This is a genomic window from Microcoleus sp. FACHB-831, from assembly GCF_014695585.1.
GTDB lineage: Bacteria > Cyanobacteriota > Cyanobacteriia > Cyanobacteriales > FACHB-T130 > FACHB-831.
Genome location: NZ_JACJON010000061.1, coordinates 58,186 through 76,403, shown reverse-complemented (window position 1 = coordinate 76,403; position 18,218 = coordinate 58,186). Strand labels below are relative to the sequence as shown.

At 46.5% G+C, this 18,218-nt stretch carries 16 protein-coding genes; 6 read left to right on the top strand and 10 right to left on the bottom strand.

Annotated features, from left to right (window positions below; translation table 11 throughout):
* The first annotated feature begins 154 nt into the window (after positions 1-154).
* The 3 genes from H6F77_RS17430 (at position 155) to H6F77_RS17420 (ending at position 3,612) form a co-directional block, all read left to right on the top strand.
* On the top strand, positions 155-310 hold the full coding sequence (locus H6F77_RS17430; RefSeq protein ID WP_190489812.1) for a hypothetical protein: 156 nt from the start codon (positions 155-157) through the stop codon (positions 308-310).
* Positions 311-562: 252 nt separating this feature from the next.
* Positions 563-2,749, top strand: coding sequence for a ribonuclease E (rne, locus tag H6F77_RS17425; protein ID WP_190489811.1), 2,187 nt, complete (start codon positions 563-565; stop codon positions 2,747-2,749).
* A 224-nt stretch (positions 2,750-2,973) separates the two neighbouring features.
* Positions 2,974-3,612 carry a ribonuclease HII gene (locus H6F77_RS17420; protein WP_190489810.1) on the top strand — a complete coding sequence of 213 codons (639 nt, stop codon included), beginning with the start codon at positions 2,974-2,976 and terminating at the stop codon, positions 3,610-3,612.
* 24 nt (positions 3,613-3,636) lie between these two features.
* Here H6F77_RS17420 and H6F77_RS17415 read toward each other — a convergent pair whose 3' ends face one another.
* The gene (locus H6F77_RS17415) at positions 3,637-4,224 is read right to left on the bottom strand and encodes a DUF1997 domain-containing protein (protein ID WP_190489809.1); all 588 of its coding nucleotides are present in this window, start codon (positions 4,222-4,224) and stop codon (positions 3,637-3,639) included.
* 330 nt (positions 4,225-4,554) lie between these two features.
* Here H6F77_RS17415 and pheA point away from each other — a divergent pair, with 330 nt between their 5' ends.
* The 3 genes from pheA to H6F77_RS17400 all read left to right on the top strand — a co-directional run bounded on the left by pheA (position 4,555) and on the right by H6F77_RS17400 (position 7,645).
* Complete coding sequence (gene pheA / locus H6F77_RS17410; protein WP_190489808.1) at positions 4,555-5,394, top strand: prephenate dehydratase; 840 nt, start codon at positions 4,555-4,557, stop codon at positions 5,392-5,394.
* A gap of 96 nt (positions 5,395-5,490) precedes the next feature.
* Positions 5,491-6,138, top strand: a complete 648-nt coding sequence (locus tag H6F77_RS17405; RefSeq protein ID WP_190489807.1) for a pentapeptide repeat-containing protein — start codon at positions 5,491-5,493, stop codon at positions 6,136-6,138.
* A gap of 103 nt (positions 6,139-6,241) precedes the next feature.
* Positions 6,242-7,645 carry an FUSC family protein gene (locus tag H6F77_RS17400; RefSeq protein ID WP_190489806.1) on the top strand — a complete coding sequence of 468 codons (1,404 nt, stop codon included), beginning with the start codon at positions 6,242-6,244 and terminating at the stop codon, positions 7,643-7,645.
* 125 nt (positions 7,646-7,770) lie between these two features.
* Here the strand turns inward: H6F77_RS17400 and H6F77_RS17395 are convergent, their stop codons facing one another.
* The 9 genes from H6F77_RS17395 to H6F77_RS17355 all read right to left on the bottom strand — a co-directional run bounded on the left by H6F77_RS17395 (position 7,771) and on the right by H6F77_RS17355 (position 17,675).
* Positions 7,771-8,412: an LON peptidase substrate-binding domain-containing protein gene (locus tag H6F77_RS17395; protein ID WP_190489805.1), complete on the bottom strand. Its 642-nt coding sequence runs from the start codon at positions 8,410-8,412 to the stop codon at positions 7,771-7,773.
* Between the two features lie 183 nt (positions 8,413-8,595).
* Positions 8,596-8,913, bottom strand: a complete 318-nt coding sequence (gene rpsJ, locus H6F77_RS17390; RefSeq protein ID WP_190489804.1) for a 30S ribosomal protein S10 — start codon at positions 8,911-8,913, stop codon at positions 8,596-8,598.
* A gap of 177 nt (positions 8,914-9,090) precedes the next feature.
* Positions 9,091-10,320, bottom strand: a complete 1,230-nt coding sequence (gene tuf / locus H6F77_RS17385) for an elongation factor Tu (protein ID WP_190489803.1) — start codon at positions 10,318-10,320, stop codon at positions 9,091-9,093.
* 193 nt (positions 10,321-10,513) lie between these two features.
* Positions 10,514-12,589, bottom strand: a complete 2,076-nt coding sequence (gene fusA / locus H6F77_RS17380) for an elongation factor G (protein WP_190489802.1) — start codon at positions 12,587-12,589, stop codon at positions 10,514-10,516.
* Positions 12,590-13,179: 590 nt separating this feature from the next.
* Complete coding sequence (rpsG, locus tag H6F77_RS17375; RefSeq protein WP_190489801.1) at positions 13,180-13,650, bottom strand: 30S ribosomal protein S7; 471 nt, start codon at positions 13,648-13,650, stop codon at positions 13,180-13,182.
* Positions 13,651-13,857: 207 nt separating this feature from the next.
* On the bottom strand, positions 13,858-14,238 hold the full coding sequence (gene rpsL / locus H6F77_RS17370) for a 30S ribosomal protein S12 (protein WP_190489800.1): 381 nt from the start codon (positions 14,236-14,238) through the stop codon (positions 13,858-13,860).
* Positions 14,239-14,398: 160 nt separating this feature from the next.
* Complete coding sequence (locus H6F77_RS17365) at positions 14,399-14,728, bottom strand: HesB/IscA family protein (protein ID WP_190489799.1); 330 nt, start codon at positions 14,726-14,728, stop codon at positions 14,399-14,401.
* A gap of 115 nt (positions 14,729-14,843) precedes the next feature.
* Complete coding sequence (locus tag H6F77_RS17360; RefSeq protein WP_190489798.1) at positions 14,844-15,272, bottom strand: phosphomannose isomerase type II C-terminal cupin domain; 429 nt, start codon at positions 15,270-15,272, stop codon at positions 14,844-14,846.
* A 402-nt stretch (positions 15,273-15,674) separates the two neighbouring features.
* Positions 15,675-17,675: a phosphodiester glycosidase family protein gene (locus H6F77_RS17355; protein ID WP_190489797.1), complete on the bottom strand. Its 2,001-nt coding sequence runs from the start codon at positions 17,673-17,675 to the stop codon at positions 15,675-15,677.
* Positions 17,676-18,218: the final 543 nt, after the last annotated feature.

Genomic DNA, 18,218 nt, shown 5'->3' with positions numbered 1-18,218 from the left:
CTCGGACCTTAAAAGTGAATGCCCTATGCTTTTTAACGCTAACGCAACCCCCGCGGACTAGAGTAGGATCTGACTAAAGGCGCGATATAATACATCACAAGAGAAGCGGTTGCGGATTGAGGCTTCATCCGGTTGCCGCCCTTGTGAACCAGCCATGAATGCTGGACGCAACTGGCTTCTAAGAGACTTTCTGTTGATTCTTGGCAAAATCCAGTACACAGCCTTTTCGGAAAGGCATGGTACTGGCCACCAGTTGATTCCCGATCCCTTTACTCAGAAGGCTGTCACTGTAATCAGTCGCTCTGGGTGAATCACCCGTTTGCTTCTCTCTAAGTAGGGGCGGGTTAAAAATCTATCCTTGCTGTCATGCAAACACAAGGTAAAAACAAACCCGTCCGTACAGAGTTTCACGCTCATACCCTTATTTCTTTTAGCAAAAGTGATAGGCACACAGAATAAGAAAAAGTAAAAAGGCAAAAGTAAAAAGAAAAGATTCTTTATATTGCCTTATTGCCTTTTACCTTTTGCCTTCTCTAGCGCTGCCAATTTTTGAGGAAATTGAATGCCAAAGCAAATTATTATCGCAGAACAGCATCGGATTGCTGCCGTATTTTGGGAAGATCAAATTCAAGAACTCGTCGTTGCCACCGGGAACCATCAGGTAGGAGACATTTATCACGGCATTGTTGAAAACGTATTACCAGGGATAGATGCCGCTTTTGTTAACATTGGCGATGCCGAGCGCAATGGCTTTATTCACGTAACTGACCTCGGCCCATTGCGGCTAAAACGTACAGCTGGTGCTATTACAGAATTGCTAGTGCCCCAGCAGAAAGTTCTTGTGCAAGTTATGAAAGAGCCTACGGGGAACAAAGGCCCCAGGCTGACTGGGAACATCACCTTGCCGGGACGCTATCTGGTTTTGATGCCTTTCGGGCGGGGTGTGAACCTCTCAACGCGAATCAAAAATGAAAATGAGCGCAACCGCCTGAGAGCGCTGGCGGTTCTGATTAAACCCTCTGGTATGGGCTTATTGGTACGAACTGAAGCAGAAGGTCGAGCCGAAGAAGCGATCATCGAAGATTTGGAAGCTTTGCAAAAACAGTGGGAGTCCATCCAGCAAGAAGCTACCTCTACTCGTGCCCCAGCTTTGCTTAATCGCGACGATGATTTTATTCAGCGGGTACTGCGGGATATGTACAGTGCGGATGTAAATCGCATTGTTGTAGATTCGCACACAGGAGTAAAAAGAGTTAAGCAATACTTACTCAGCTGGAGCGGTGGCAAGTCGCCAGAAGGCTTGTTAATCGATCATTACCGACCTAGCGAAGCACCAGCCAAAGATGGTCGCAACTCGATTCTAGATTACTTCCGCGTCAATGCTGCAATTCGAGAAGCCCTCAAGCCAAGAGTAGACCTTCCCTCGGGTGGCTACATCATCATCGAGCCTACCGAAGCGCTGACAGTCATCGATGTCAACTCTGGTTCCTTTACCCGCTCCGCCACAGCGCGAGAAACAGTCTTGTGGACTAACAGCGAGGCAGCAACAGAAATCGCCCGCCAACTGCGCCTGCGGAATATTGCGGGTGTAATTATTGTTGACTTTATTGACATGGACTCGCGTCGCGACCAGCTACAACTGCTCGAACAATTCAACAAATCGCTGAAAGCAGATAAAGCTCGTCCGCAAATTGCACAACTTTCCGAGCTTGGTTTAGTAGAACTAACTCGGAAACGCCAAGGCAAAAATATCTACGAATTGTTTGGCAATCCCTGCCCCGCTTGTGGTGGCTTGGGGCACGTCGTCCATCTACCAGGTGCAACCCAACTAAATGGAGGGGAAATGCCGGAACCTGTGGTGGCAAGGGAAGTACGGGCGTTGCGCGAACCCCCCCAAGCTGACACATGGGAACCACGCAGCGAAAGCTTAGATTTAGACTCAGGTAATGACGATCAGTCAATGGACCTGATGAATCATCCCAGCTACCAGGGCGGTGGAAATAACAACCGAAACCGTCGTCGCCGCGGCAGCACTCGCCCCCCGCGTGGTAGTGAATCTCCCGTGAGGGAGGAAGCCGCTCAGAGTCGGCTGCGGATGTCATCTCCTACTTCTACAGGGAATCCTTTGATGCCTCGTCAGATAGCCGAACCTGAGAGACTTCAAGAGGAGCCAGCAGATTGGATGCCGGAGGTAGCTCAACCCCTACCTACCCTACCTACTGTCGAGGAAGTTCGCCGAGGGCCGAAATTAGAACGTCCTAAGCCGAACAGACAAGAAATCGAGCCTCCAGAGATTGTTTACATCGAAATGACGCCCAAACAACAGGATCTTTTTGCTGAGGCGGGGATTCCTCCTTGGGTGCTGGCAAATGTGGAGGTGAAAAATCCTAAATCTGCGATTATCAACATTACTGCACCTGGGGAAGCACCTATAGTCGCACCACCACAAGAACGTCCTAGAGAAGAACGTCCTAGAGAAATATTAGCGGCAGAAAGCTTTGCGCCGAACTTTGTCGGCAACCGCCCCTACGATGCTCCTGCTCCCACAGAGGATTATTCGGTTGATGAGACTACAACGGAAACCCCTTTAGATAGCGGGTATACAATGTCTTTGGAGCAGGAAGAACCTCAAGTTGAACTTCAGCCTGAGCCAGATGCTGCAACGACGCCCAGCGAATCAGATGGCAGCACGCCCGTCAACCGTCGTACTCGAAAAAGATCCAGGTCTTCTACCACACCGACAGAATGAGTCTAGAGTGGTGATTGGCTCTAGTCAGAGTTTGTTAGCGGGATGATTTTGGATAGGGAATAGGAAATAAGAAATTGCTAATTGGGCAAAAGCCTGCGTCCCATTTACCAGTTTTGTCTAAATAGCAATTTTCTTATTTGATGCAGTCGGTAGCTGGTATTCCCATCAAATGCAGGATAATCAGTTGATATGTATTAACCAGCGAGCCAAAATCCAAAATCGAAATGCGATCGCCCCGACCCCATTTCAATCTAGAAGATTTGCCAGAGTTGTCCTGCTCTTTTGAACTTGTGGCTGGTGTAGATGAGGTGGGTCGGGGTTGCTTGTTTGGCCCTGTGGTTGCGGCTGCGGTGATTTTACCCAAGCCTGCTGTAGAGAAACTCTTACCAGCCGGAGTAAGAGACAGTAAAAAGCTGTCGCGATCGCGTCGCGAACAATTAGCGATACAAATTAAAGAGGCAGCGCTTGATTGGCAAATTGGCGCTGCCTCTAATGATGAAATTGATAATATTAATATCTTCCATGCCTCTTTACTGGCAATGAAGCGGGCTGTTCTTAGTCTGAAGGTTCAGCCGCAACTTTGTCTTGTCGATGGCAAGTGGAAGATGCCAGATATGCCTTTTGAGCAACAAACTATAGTCAAGGGTGATGAAAAATCTTTGGTTATTGCTGCTGCTAGCATCATCGCTAAGGTGTGGCGCGACGAATTGGTGATGGGTTTGGAAGCATTGTATCCAGAGTACGATCTGGCTAAAAATAAAGGTTACGGCACGGCGCAGCATCTTTTGGCACTGCAACAACATGGCCCCACCCCTTTGCATCGAAGATCGTTTGCTCCCTGTCAAGGCATTTTTAGATTCTAGATTTAGTCCAAAATCTAAAATTATTTATGCGGTTGGGCTATTAGCTGGTAAAACTGGACTTTTAGCAGAGGGCGCGATCGCCGTGTCTGCGATCGCCCATCGCTTATAATCCAAAAGCAGTTGATGCATCAATCTTTGTTTAACTGTCAGCAGCACGCTCTTTAACAGCCCGTTGCCAGTCGCTTCTAAAAATGCCTTTGGCGTCATCCAAAACGGAGGTGGCAACTCGACGTTAACTTCTAAATCTGCTTTTCCTTTCAGATAAGTTGTCCCGTTGACTTGGCAGGGATATAGTTTACCTACTAATTTGAGTGCAAAGCGTTGGTTGATGTACTCAATACCCCGTATCTCGCAGCGGGTTGACTTTAAATGCACCGTGCCATCCGACTCTGCCCAGACTTTCATATCTACAATCGGTTGAATGCTTAACATCAGGAAGCTAAGCGGACGCATTTTCAGCCGAAAGATTTCATCACTTACTTGCTCGATTCTAGTAGGATCGACAAGCGCTTGCACTAGACGCTGGGGCTGGCGCAAATAATGCTGAATCGGTACTGGTTGTTCCGGAACAGCAATTTCGACAGATTGGGACGCAACAAATTGAGTTTGCATGGGAGGATGGTAACAGAATGTTATTCTGTACGTTTGTTAAGTTAATTTTAATTTACATTTCTTAAAAAACTGCCTGAGTATTTTTACTTTAGAGCCTGCCTTACAGCTCTAGAAGCTAGAGTTATCAGCCAATTTAATCTTCTTCGATCATAAAGATTTATGTATTCAGTATCCCTCTTTCTCAGGCAATAAGCAACAAACAGCCTTTAAGGGTTTAATTAGCTCCACTTGAATATTCCCCAAGATGAAATTATGAGTTGACAGCTTGTTACAGATAAAGGTTAAAAAGTGGTGAGAATGACTGTGAAAGGAAGTTGAGGGCTTTACTTGATGAATTTATCTGTTGCACACTTGGGACCACCAGGCACTTACGCAGAAGCGGCGGCGCTAGCTTATGTAAATTGGCTGACGCGGGAAACAGGACAGCAATCATTATTATGCCCCTATCCGAGTATTGCTCAGACAATCAAGGCGGCGGCACAGGCACAGGCGCATCTAGCAGTTGTGCCGATGGAAAATTCTGTTGAGGGCAGTGTAACTATGACAATGGATACTCTGTGGCAGTTGAGCGGGCTGCAAATTCAACAGGCGTTGGTAATGCCAATTTCCCATGCTTTGCTGTCAAAAGCCACGAAAATCGGAGATATTAGGACAGTTTATTCGCATCCGCAGGCTTTAGCTCAGTGCCAGGGGTGGCTGGAGAAGTTTATGCCATCCGTGCAGCTTGTTCCAATGAACGCAACTACCGAAGCGCTACATTATTTGGAGGAGGACTATAAAGCTGCTGCGATCGCTTCGTCTAGAGCCGCACAACTTTACAACTTGCCTATCCTCGCCTGTCCTATAAATGACTATCCCGATAACTACACGCGATTTTGGGTACTGAGTTTGGAACCCTCCCCCGGAGGAAGTCACACATCGCTAGCATTTAGCGTTCCAGCCAACGTTCCAGGTGCCCTTGTAAAACCGTTACAGTTGTTTGCCAGTAGGGGGATGAATCTCAGCCGGATTGAATCTCGACCAACAAAGCGATCGCTCGGCGACTATTTATTCTTCATTGATATAGAAGCTGATGCAAGGCAACCATCTGTGCAATCTGCAATAACCGAATTAACAAAATACACAGAAACGCTCAAGATTTTTGGTAGCTATAGCGTTGTATCAGTTTAGCCTCCATTCGTCTTCTGTGTGAGGTAATTATAAACCCACAGGGTTAAAATTCTTAGTTTATTGTAAAGTAAACTTAAGGTTTAGGAGGCTGGCGATATGGACGCTGATGAACTCCTGGAGAAATATGCAGCCGGAATAAGAGACTTTCGCGAGATTGAGCTTAGGGAAGCTTACTTAAAAGGCGCTTCTCTGAGGTGTATAAACTTAGCCTGTGCAATCTTGAAAGAGGCAAACTTAATCGGGGCTTCCCTGATAGAGGCAAACCTCAACGGAGCCAATCTTAAATATGCATGTTTGGTTATGGCCAACTTGAGTTGGTCAAGATTTGAGGGGGCAAATCTAACTGGAGCGAAGCTAACTGGGGTAGATCTAATTGATGCAAACCTGACAAAAGCAAGCTTGGATGACGCCAAACTAATTGGTGCAAACTTAAACCGAGCAGTTTTGCATCAGGTAAACTTACATGAGGCTAACCTGGTAGGAGCAAATCTCAGCTATGCAGATCTTAGCGAAGCAGATCTTACTGAAGCAAAATTACATGGTGCCAGTTTAAGAAATGCTAATTTGAGTCGCGCATATTTGGGGTCAGCAAATCTGGAGGGCGCAGATTTGAGCGGCGCTAACCTTAGTGGAACTAACCTGAGTAGGGCGTTTTTATGCGGAGCCAATCTAAAAGGGGCAAATTTAGATGGGGCGAATCTAAGTGGCGCAGTCCATTTTTGTATTAGACAAGTCTCTGACTAAAATCAAATAAACCCTGCATTGAGCTTTAGGAAACTATAGTTTGTACGCTGTAGTCTTTAAAAATCAAACTTAAAGACGAAAATTTAGAGCGTCTGTACAAAATATGTTTCAAGCAGCCCAAGGTATTCCAGGCTTGCCAGATTTGACGCATCCAAATGAGTTGATGCAATTTGCGTCTCAGGTAGTCAAAGCATCGCTGGTATTGGCTTTGCTAGTTGCAGTCTTAGGGATAGCGATCGCCCTAGTGAGTTTTTCCCTCAAAAGAGATGAACCAGAACAAGCGATTTTCATCGGCGACTGGGTAGTTCGCTACTCTCTCTTGCTGCGAGGTTTACAACATTTAGCCCTAGTATTAATTCTCTTAGTGGGAGGATTTTTTCTTTGTTCTACTTTGGGCAATCGTTATCACCACTGGGAACAAGCACGAGTAGCTCAAGTTGCTCAAAGTGTGGCGGGAGAGCGATTGGAGCAATCAGCACCGCAAGTGCGCTACGTCATCCAAGAACCGTACACATATGATAAATATGTGGATGGCAAAACAGTTAGGGTACGCGAAAATCGAGATATTAGCCGACAACTAACGCTAACTGGTTCGCAAGTTCAAGTTGGTATCGATCAAATCTCCGACCCACAGCAAAAGGGTCGATCAATTTATCGTGTAGATTTTAGCGGTGACTACCAAGTTACTAACAAGCTGAACGAGACACAGCAATTTTTCTTTGAAGTACCGCCGCCTAACGGCTACTCGCTACTGCAAAGTTTCAAGGTAGAACGAGACGGAACTAGGCTACAGCAGAAAAATCCGGGTGACTATGGTTTTCCTTTCCGCCTACAACCAGGGGAAGAGACTAAATTCCGAGTTACCTATAAAGCTACTGGAGGCCCGCGTTGGGTTTATAACGCTAATGGTCAGTTACTTTCAAACTTCCGCTTGTCGGCGCTGGCTAATTTTCCTGGGGCTGATTTTGCTAGCGGTATTGTACCAACTGAAGGGCCAAAAGCTGAGGGCCAAGGAACGCGGTTTACGTGGGTTTTTGATGACAATGTTTCTGTTCTAAATCCTTTCGGCGTGTTTACCGCGACTGAGACTATTACGAATACAGGCATTATTCCCCGTTTGCTATTGTTAGCACCGGGAGTATTTTTGTGGTGGGTGTTGTTGCTGTACTTATCGTTACCGATGAGTATGAAAAATGTAGCGATCGCTGGTGGCGTTTTCTTTGCTTCTCTACTCGCTCTTACTTATATGAGTCGCATAATGAACGCGCCTCTATCTTGGACTTTACTTTCGATTGTCCTGCTAACATTAGCGTGGGGTTTGGGAGCAAGCAAGCGTGCATCTTTAGCAGCAGTAATTTGCACTATCGCTGGCGCAGTTATGCCAATTTTGGGATTATTAGTACCCATCACTGGACTTACCCTCAGCCTAGCAGGATTGCTCTGTGCTGTCTGGCTAGCGGTGCGTAACTGGTACGGTTTTTTTAACTTAAACCAAGACACCAGATAGATAGTTTTGAGTAGCCCGGCATTACCAACCCATTATTTTGCCCCATGCGATCGCTCTTATTAAATTACACTTGAGAGCGATCGCTCCTCCCTTTACATCCTCTGCTGCTCTGGGGTTCCTCGAATTTACTCCAGCGCATCCTTAAGGACTGTTCTAGCAGCCAGGTGATTGCGAGTAGAAGTAAGAATCTCGGCTTCGCGCTCCAGTCTACCAGCAGTATCCTGCATTTCCAATAGAGCCTGCTGTTCGGTTGCTACACCATACAGATTGCTAGCTACCCAATAAGACAATTCTCTGGGAAGAGTAGGCAAGTCGTCTGGTAGCTCCATTTCCCGTTCGGTCAACTTTGCCGATAGGCGAACCACATCTCGCAGGAGTTGTTCAACTTCTGTACCCAATGCGCGGAGGTCTTTTTCTGGCGGCTGATCTTCAATCCATTCCACCAACCCTACACGATAGGGTTTTTCGCGGACGTACTCCAATACTCGAAATCGTTGCTGCCCTAATGTTAATATCTTCATACGATCGTCAGGGAGACGTTGGAAGTGGATGATTTCAGCGCAACATCCCACCGACGCTACTTGACCGTTAACGGGGTTAAACATTAAAACACCAAAGCGGCGATCGCTCTCCAGAATCGTATTCATCATGATTCTGTAGCGAAATTCAAATATGTGCAGGGGTAACGGTCTCCCTGGAAATAGCACCACTTCTGGCAGTGGAAACAACGGGAGTTCTCGAACTGCAATTGAGGAAGAGGATGCCATTGTCCTATTTTTATCTTTAAGTGCGATTCTTTACTTACTTTAACTTATCTGGTTCCATAGGTGGGCGTCGCCCATCTATGAAACCTGAAGCATTAATAGACGTAAGGACTGAGAATAAAATTCTTCTCAGTCCTCAATTATGATGCAGCACCCGATGGCGCGGCTTCTACTGCGATGATTCGGTTACAGTTTGACTTCAATATCAACGCCAGCAGGCAAATCAAGTTTCATCAGCGCGTCAATTGTTTTAGAGGAAGGCTGATAGATATCAATAATGCGGCGGTGGGTACGAGTTTCAAAATGTTCCCGCGAATCCTTATCAACGTGGGGCGAGCGCAATAAACAATATATCTTTTTGCGGGTTGGTAAGGGAATGGGGCCTATAGCTGTAGCTTGCGTGCGATTTGCCGTATCCACAATCTTCTCGCAAGATGTGTCAAGCAGACGGCGGTCAAAAGCTTTGAGACGAATGCGAATTTTTTGTTGTTGAACAGTTGCCATTTTTAGTTTTCCAGGTTCGGAATATTTATTAGTTGTTATTTGTTAGTTGTTAGCAATAGGGCCTTTTAAACCACATGCATACCAAACTAACTATTGACCAAAGTTGCCAAAAATTTCAGACAAGAGAGGAGCAGAAAATTATTAAACTTTCTGCTCCTCTTTTGTTTAGAACGAAACCTACTTCAAGATCTTGGCGACGACGCCTGCACCAATGGTGCGACCGCCTTCACGGATAGCGAAGCGCATTCCCTGCTCAATAGCGATCGCGTTAATTAACTCAACAGTCATTTTAACGCGGTCTCCCGGCATAACCATTTCGGCGGCGCTGCCATCATCCGCAGTGAAAGCTGTAATCGTACCAGTTACATCAGTTGTCCGCACGTAGAACTGGGGACGATAGCCTGGGAAGAATGGTGTTTTCCGGCCACCTTCTTTTTCCTGAAGGACATACACCTCAGCTTCAAACAGAGTGTGAGGCGTGATTGAACCGGGCTTGGCAATCACCATACCCCGTTCCACATCTGTCTTTTGGATACCCCGGAGCAGAACCCCGACGTTATCACCAGCTAGTCCTTCCTCCAGGACCTTCTGGAACATTTCCACGCCTGTTACTGTAGTGCTGCGAGTAGCTCTGATACCCACTAGCTCAACAGTTTCACCCACCTTAACTTTGCCGCGTTCAATCCGGCCAGTAGCAACAGTACCCCGACCAGTGATGGTGAACACGTCTTCTACTGCCATCAGGAAGGGCTTGTCAATTTCGCGCTCTGGTGTGGGGATGTAGGAATCTACAGCATCCATCAATTCATAGATCTTATCGACCCACTCATTCTCACCGCGCTGAGTTTTCGGATTACCAGCCATGGTTTCCAGAGCCAACAATGCTGAACCAGCAACAATGGGAATGTTGTCACCATCGAATTCATAAGAACTCAAAAGTTCCCGAACTTCCAGTTCTACGAGTTCGAGTAGTTCATCGTCATCTACCATGTCTTTCTTATTCAAGAAGACAACTAGCTGGGGAACACCTACCTGCTTTGCCAACAGGATATGCTCGCGTGTTTGAGGCATCGGCCCATCCGCCGCCGACACCACCAGGATTCCTCCGTCCATTTGAGCAGCACCTGTGATCATGTTCTTCACATAGTCAGCGTGCCCCGGACAGTCTACGTGAGCATAGTGCCGAGTTTCAGTTTCATACTCAACGTGGGCAGTGTTAATCGTGATACCCCGTGCTTTTTCTTCAGGAGCAGCATCGATATCAGCGTATTTCCTGGCTTTTGCCCGACCCATTGCTGCCAGAGTTGTTGTAATGGCAGCAGTAAGTGTAGTTTTGCCGTGGTCTACGTGACCAACTGTGCCGATGTTGACGTGGGGTTTATTCCGTTCAAACTTTGCGCGTGCCATGAATTATCTGTTCCTCTTATCCTCGTTACTCAGCCTCTACAGGATTCAGTAATAGTTTTAAGTTTGTAGAGACGGCGATAATATCGTTCTTGAGTTTTGAGCTAAATAATGGGGTTGCTTGTTTATTTAGGAGTTGAAAACTCTTCAATTGACAATTCACAACTCCCATTTAAAGCTCAAAACTCAAAACTCTTTACCCGTTTCCTTTGCTCTTAGCGATGATGGTTTCAGCTACGCTGCGAGGCACTTCTTCATAATGGCTGAACTCCATTGTGAAGATACCCCGGCCTTGGGTCATAGACCGGATAGCGGTAGCATATCCAAACATTTCTGCCAATGGGACTTTAGTGGTCACTTTGGCAAGTCCCTGTTCAACTCCTTGAGCTTCAATCTGACCGCGACGGGAAATCAAATTCCCCATTACGGAGCCAAGGTAGTCTTCAGGAACTTCAACCTCAACCTTCATCATAGGTTCTAAAAGCACTGGTGAAGCTTTCATCACTGCTTCTTTGATAGCCATAGAGCCTGCGATCTTAAAGGCCATTTCTGAAGAGTCTACGTCGTGGTAAGACCCATCTACCATCGTTGCCTTCAAATCAATTACCGGATATCCAGCCAGAATACCGGATTCGCAGGCTTCTTTCATGCCTTGCTCTGCTGGCCCGATGTACTCTTTAGGTACAATACCGCCAACAATTTTGGAGACAAACTCAAAGCCAGTTCCTGGTTCTGCGGGTGTTAATTCAATCACCACATGACCGTACTGACCTTTACCACCACTTTGGCGGATAAATTTGCCTTCAGCTCGGACAGCTTTGCGAATGGTTTCTCGGTAAGCCACCTGCGGCGCACCGACGTTTGCTTCCACTTTGAACTCCCGCAACATCCGGTCTACGAGAATTTCTAGGTGTAGTTCCCCCATCCCGGCAATTACGGTTTGGTTGGTTTCTGGGTCAATGCTAACTCTGAAAGTGGGGTCTTCTTCAGACAGGGATTGCAGAGCCTTGGACAGCTTCTCCATATCCTGCTTGGTTTTTGGTTCCACTGCTACAGAGATAACTGGCTCTGGAATAAACAAAGATTCCAGAATTACAGGTCCGCTTTCATCGCAGATTGTATCGCCAGTAAAGGTGTCTTTTAGACCCAATGCAGCCCCCAAGTCGCCAGCTCTGAGTTCATCTACCTCAATCCTGTCGTCTGCTTTGAGTACTATCAGGCGGGAGATTCTTTCCTTTTTCCCTTTTGTAGAGTTGAGGACGTAGCTACCCTTTTTGATGACGCCAGAGTAAACGCGGATGAACGTCAGACGTCCATAAGGATCTGCCATGATCTTGAATGCCAAGGCTGCTGCTGGCTGATTGTCATCAGCCGTGCGTACTACCTGGCTACCGTCTGGCAATTGTCCTTGAATTGGGGGAACGTCAATTGGAGATGGTAGGTACTCTACCACTGCATCCAACAACGCTTGAACGCCTTTATTTTTGAAGGCTGAACCGCAGAGCAGGGGTACAATCGTGCCTGCAATCGTACCTTTGCGTAGAGCCGTGCTGATTTCCTCTTCGGTTAATTCTTCACCTTCGAGGTACTTCTCCATCAGGATGTCATCTGTCTCTGCTACAGATTCCACCAGTTTGACGCGAAACTCATCGGCTTTGGCACGAAGATCTTCGGGAATGTCTCTATCTTCGATTTCTTTGCCTTGATCGTCTTTAGCGAACATGGCTCGCATCCGCACCAAGTCTACAATCCCTTGGAAGTCGTTTTCGCTTCCTATGGGTATCTGAATTGGGACGGCATTTGCTCTCATGCGATCGCGAATCTGAGCGTAAACTTTGTAAAAGTTTGCGCCAGTTCTATCCATCTTGTTGACAAAGGCGATGCGCGGCACGTTATACCGATCTGCCTGCCGCCATACTGTCTCTGATTGAGGCTGTACGCCCCCCACAGAGCAGAATACGGCTATTACCCCATCTAAAACCCGCATTGAACGTTCGACTTCAATAGTGAAGTCAACGTGACCCGGAGTGTCGATAATATTGATTTGGTGATCGCGCCAGCTTGTGCTGATTGCGGCAGCTGTAATTGTAATGCCGCGCTCTCGCTCCTGATCCATCCAGTCAGTTACTGTGGTTCCTTCATGGACTTCACCAATCTTGTGAACCATACCTGAGTAGAACAGGATACGTTCTGTTGTTGTTGTCTTGCCTGCATCAATGTGGGCGGCAATCCCTATATTACGTGTTCTCTCAATCGGTACGGTACGTGCCACGGCTACCTCCTTCGTGTGTGCCGCAGAAAAACTTATGCGTTACCCTTTTTATAAGGTAACTATTTGGTTGTAGATCTTGATAAAGCATTTAGCTGCTATCAAAGTCTTTAGGCTAGCATCAGTTTTGCTATTTACTAGCTATTAATGGATGCAACACCACATCCATAATTTATGCTGGGATTTTCACGGCTGCTCTATCGTCTGTAGCTGTAGACTTTGGCGGCTTTGCTTATGCAATCAGGTTTCCCCTTTGCTGTTTTGCCGCTTTTGTGCCGACTTTACCAGATTTGACTGAGCATTCCCTTCGTTTTAGCTCTCTGCTTGTAGAGTCGGGTTTATTTCGTCTCTGCAAGTTTTAGCCTTACCCTACTGCCTTTATTTTACCTAGATTTACCACAGGTTTTATACCATTACTCTTAAGAGCATGGCTAAGCGAGGTTTTCTAGGAAATGTCTTTTGATACATTTCTTATCTTATCATCAACTTTGTTTACATTTATATTTACCTACCCGGTTTACCTCACCTTTTTTTGTGTAATATCCCCTAAAAAGGGGGGATGCTGGGGAACCCCCAGCAAAATTATTTTGAGCCTAGTACCGATAATGAGCAAACGCTTTATTTGCTTCAGCCATCCGGTGGGTTTCTTCCCGCTTGCGAATAGCATTACCAGTCTCATTAGCCGCGTCCATCAATTCATTGGCTAGCTTACCCGCCATTGTGCGACCGGGTCTAGACCTTGAAAATTGGATCAGCCAACGCAACGCTAAGGCTGTACCCCTTTCAGGACGAACTTCCATAGGCACTTGGTAGGTAGCACCGCCCACCCGCCTTGCTTTGACTTCCACCAAAGGTGTTACGTTGCGAACCGCTCTCTCAAACGTTTCTAGCGGTTCTCCTCCTGTCCGTTCCTCAATTGTTTTCATGGCATCATAAATAATGCCATAAGCAATAGATTTTTTGCCATGCCGCATAATCCGCCGCACCATCATACTGACAAGGCGGCTGTTGTATACGGAATCTGGAGGAACCGGACGCTTTTTAATAGCAGTGCGACGAGACATAATAAGCCTTTAAAAACAAAAACGCTTCAAATGCTGGACTATTAGTGAAGACTTTGCACTCCTACTTTTGGACTTTGACAATCTAAAGTTCTTGGAGCCAATCCCGTGAATCTGCTGCGCGATCGCCGCCACCCGAGATCCCAGCACAAGTCTTTTTGAAAAATTGACCTTTTGGGACGCTCGCCGTACCCAAATAAAGGAACCGATTTAAGCCTTAGGTTTGGGGCGTTTTGTCCCATACTTGGAACGACCTTGACGGCGATCCTTGACTCCCGCCGTATCTAGGGTTCCTCGGATAATGTGATACCGGACTCCGGGCAAATCCTTAACCCGGCCACCCCGAATCATCACAACAGAGTGTTCTTGGAGATTATGACCTATACCTGGGATATAAGCCGTCACTTCAAAGCCAGAAGTCAGGCGGACTCTGGCCACCTTACGAAGGGCTGAGTTGGGTTTTTTAGGAGTGGTCGTATAGACCCTAGTACAAACTCCTCTACGCTGGGGGCATTCCTTCAGCGCTGGTGACTTTGTTTTCTTCTGTGTTTGCTGGCGTTCGTTACGAATCAGCTGCTGAATAGTGGGCATGAGTTACAGCTTGGACATTTCCCAATTGTTTGAAGTGTTGACAAATTCCGAGTATACCGAATTTATAGTACTTATGTCAATTTATTAGTAGCCGAGGAACGAAACTAATGGGTATTCCTGCCCTAAACTAAGGTTAGCGCTTCACCTACGCGATCGCCCATCATACCTCTACAGCAAACGAGTTACCACAGCCGCAGCTTTGCACCGCATTGGGGTTGTGGAAGCGAAAACCACCACCCATCAAGTCTTCTGAGTAATCTATAGTTAGACCATTTATGAATTTTAGATCTTCGGCAGCCACTAGCACGATAATCCCACCACAATCATAGACATTATCCTCACTGCCTTCCATTCGTTCAAACTCAATACTATATGAAAACCCAGAACAACCGCCTTGCTTAACAGCTAGACGCAAGCATAGATCTTGATTTTGACGCTTGGAACGTAAACGTAAGATTTCACCTTTAGCGGCTTTACTTATATTAATCATCGCATTTAAAAATATAGGAGCCAGAATTTAGAATACCGTAGAAAATAGAATTCTGACTCCCGCCAGTGGGAAGCGCCCACAATAATTTAAACACTCTAGCCTGTGGGTCTACTACCTATTTAGCGGCTGACTGACTGCGTGAATAGTCGTCTTGAAACCGAACGATGTCATCCTCTCCCAAGTACTCCCCATTCTGAACCTCAATTAAAACCAACGGTATTACGCCTGGATTTTCTAGCCTATGAGTTGTGCATTGGGGAACATAGGTAGATTGATTGCTACCAAGTATAAGTTCTTGATCTCCACAAGTCACCTTAGCTGTGCCTGACACTACAATCCAATGTTCGCTGCGGTGGTAATGCATTTGCAGGCTGAGACGATGTCCAGGCTTTACCTCAATTCGCTTAATTTTGTACCCGCGAACTTCTTCCAGAATTGTGAAAGAACCCCAAGGCCGCAATTCTGTTGCGGCAACGCCATTCGGCGTCAGGGAAATTGGTAGTGTTAGTGCAGGAACTTGTGAAACTTCTTGTGACTGCGCCATTATTTTTTCTCCGGAAAACGGGTGCAAAATTTATAGTCGGAAGACCAATATCCAATACAGGCGATCTAGAAATTATTTCGGGCTGGAAGGACACCGTTAAAAGATGGACAAATGTTGAATTTAGGAAGCAGCTAGATAATGCCCGCTTTATTATATCTCAACATTTAATCGTCGGCCTTAAACTGCCATCCTTACAATAGTTTGTAAGATAACCCCTTAGCCAAACATAACAGATGCTTTAGCGTGGCTGCGAGCAAATTAAGGTTATTAAGGTAAATTTATATCAATTCTTTAATTCAAAAGAGTTTAACTTTAACCAAGCTTTAATTAATAACCATTGAGGTTGAGCAGTTAAAAATTACAAAGCCTTTCAGTTATGGGTAAGGTAAGCAGCAATTGGCACTACTTATCTATCTGCGAAGGAGGCTGGAGAAAGATACCAAGAGCGTTATGAACGCGGGCGGCTGTTGCAGGAGAGCGATTGATTAGTTGCCCGCCCAGATATAGACTTGTGGAACTGCCGCCATCGAGGTTGAGGGAGTCAACAGCTCCCATAAGCTGCATCAACTGGGCAGTTTCCGTTAACGTAGGCCCTGCGCCGCCAGCACGGTTATGAACCGCAGCGATAATTAACGTACCAGATGCGGTTGTACCGATCGCGCTGCGGACTGCTGTTTGCTTACTAAAAGCGTCATTAAATTTTTCAGCTTTGGCATCTAGAACAATTTGACCGTTTTCCACTAAAAGTGGCCCAGCACCCAAAATGTTAGGATAGCGGCTAAAGTCGGCTGGGACGGTAAAGCTCTCGATACTCAGCTTTGTACCTACTGCCAGCACACTAGCTAACTCTGGATTGGTTCGTATACTCAGTAAATAACCGTCAAGAGGAATTTGGATAGGGGTTTTACCAACTGAGGCTCCACCAGGTATTTGCCTTGTTAGCTGGTTATTTTGCACTACCAATACAATTTCGTTATCAGTTAGGGGAGTATAGGTTCGACCCCACGATGGAGTGTATCGGGCAATTCCGGCTTGGACGTAGCCACTATTTAGATAAAGAACGGGTAAACGATCGCCCCCTTGAGTAATTAAAGTTTCCTCAACGCTAAGACGACCCATCTTAATTTCACCACGATCGTTCCAAGCGATCGCTCCCCGGTTGAGAATCGGACTCGACAACCATCTACCCTCTCGGCGAATCGCCCCCAACGGTAGCTGTGAGTTCCGATTAAAAAAGCCAGCGTTTATTGCCGCCGCAGCCTGCCATAAAGGGGCGCTTTTTACTAAAGGCGCGATTCCCACTAAGCTCGGTGGCGTACCCAGTATTGGCCTAAAAGTTATTCCAGGCTGGCGCAGATTGATTTCCAGCCATGTAGTAGCAAAACGAGAAGTTCCTAAATTGAGGTACTTCTGTCGCCACCGTACTCCCGGTGCCCAAAGAATATCTCGCTCCACCATAGCATCCGGGGCAATATCAAGAACTAAGCGAGTTGAAGGGGTAGAGAGGCTCGAAACTTTGGGACGCCACCCAGGTGGAATCTTGACTTTTATAGTTGTTTTGTTCCCCATGCCTTCAACAATCAGGGGAGGCGGTTGTGGGGTGGGCGCAACTGAAGGTTGGTTGGGTGGTTGTGGGATTGCTGCTTCGTCGTCCGGCTGGCTTGGTACTCCTAATTGGGGTTGTGGTGGCTGGGCTGGGAGTGGCTTAAAGCGTTCTAACAGCGCTGGAGCAGCAGCGGCGTCTATTGTAATAACAGCTTCTTGAGTTTGGTGACTGACTTGCCAGACAGTAGGGCGGTCTAGATCTACTACAATGCGCTGTGGTAAACCTGTTAATGCATCGCTTGTGCCCGACCCCTGAAGCTCTGGTCTTATATCGGCTACTTGCGCTGGGGGAGTTGAAATTTGCAGGGTGCTTCCATTAACTTTCAGTTGCCAACCAAATGCCCGCGCCAAGCTGGTAATATCCAGATACCGATATGGACCCCTCGCGATCGCCGGAAGGTATTCTGTGGTTGTTCTAGAACGGGAAAACCACTGAATCGGCTGTCGAGCTACATTTGTGGTGTTTAAAAGCTCTACACCAAAGGTTTGCATTAAGCCAGTGTCGCTAATGCCAATATAAGACTTTCCCGCCTGCGACCACTTGCTCCAAGCGACTGGAAAAGTCCGACCATTTAAAGATAATTGAGTGCCTTGCTGAATTTGCGACTTGTTTGCTTTTGAGGAAGGCTCCTGGGGTTTTAGCCGAACCTCTGACTCCAAAGCAATAAATCTCCCCTCTTCGGGATAGCTCCGCGGCGCGGTTTTATCGATGGGCACTATCGGCTGGCTGCTGCTAATCTGGTTTGACGTTAGTTCTAGAGAGCTGATAATGAAAGCAGTTAGCCAGAGAGTTTTCACAAAAAAATTTTGATTTCTAAGATTTGTTTGAATAAACGCTATTCTAATAGCTATGACTCCTGAGAGGCTGACAAGGGAATCCTCAAGTTACTCTCAATTGGTTGGAAACAGCCGTGGTTGATGTGAGATAACTTATACATGGAAGTGATGCACAATTTGCATCAAGTTAAATATTAACTTAGGGATTGCGATCGCTATGTATTTCCTATAATATGGCTAGTCCATTACCATAATCAGGACATAGGTATATAATCCGGAGTTTTAAGATAGTTTCTTGAAAGCGATCGCTCACTTGAGAACAATTGCACCCAAGAACAAAACCGCCGAGCGTTACATTTTGATTAGTATGGAGACCCCTAAAGTAGCAGCTGGTAAGTGAGGTAAGCGATACAATTGCGGAATCCTCAACAACCGAAACCTTACCCGTTCCTAAAACCAGGCTTAAGCATACAGTGCATCAGCGCCTTGCTCGAAGAGCAACACTGCTCCTCAAGTAAGTTAAAACCTACGAAGGCGATGAAATCATTGTACATATTAGGTCAC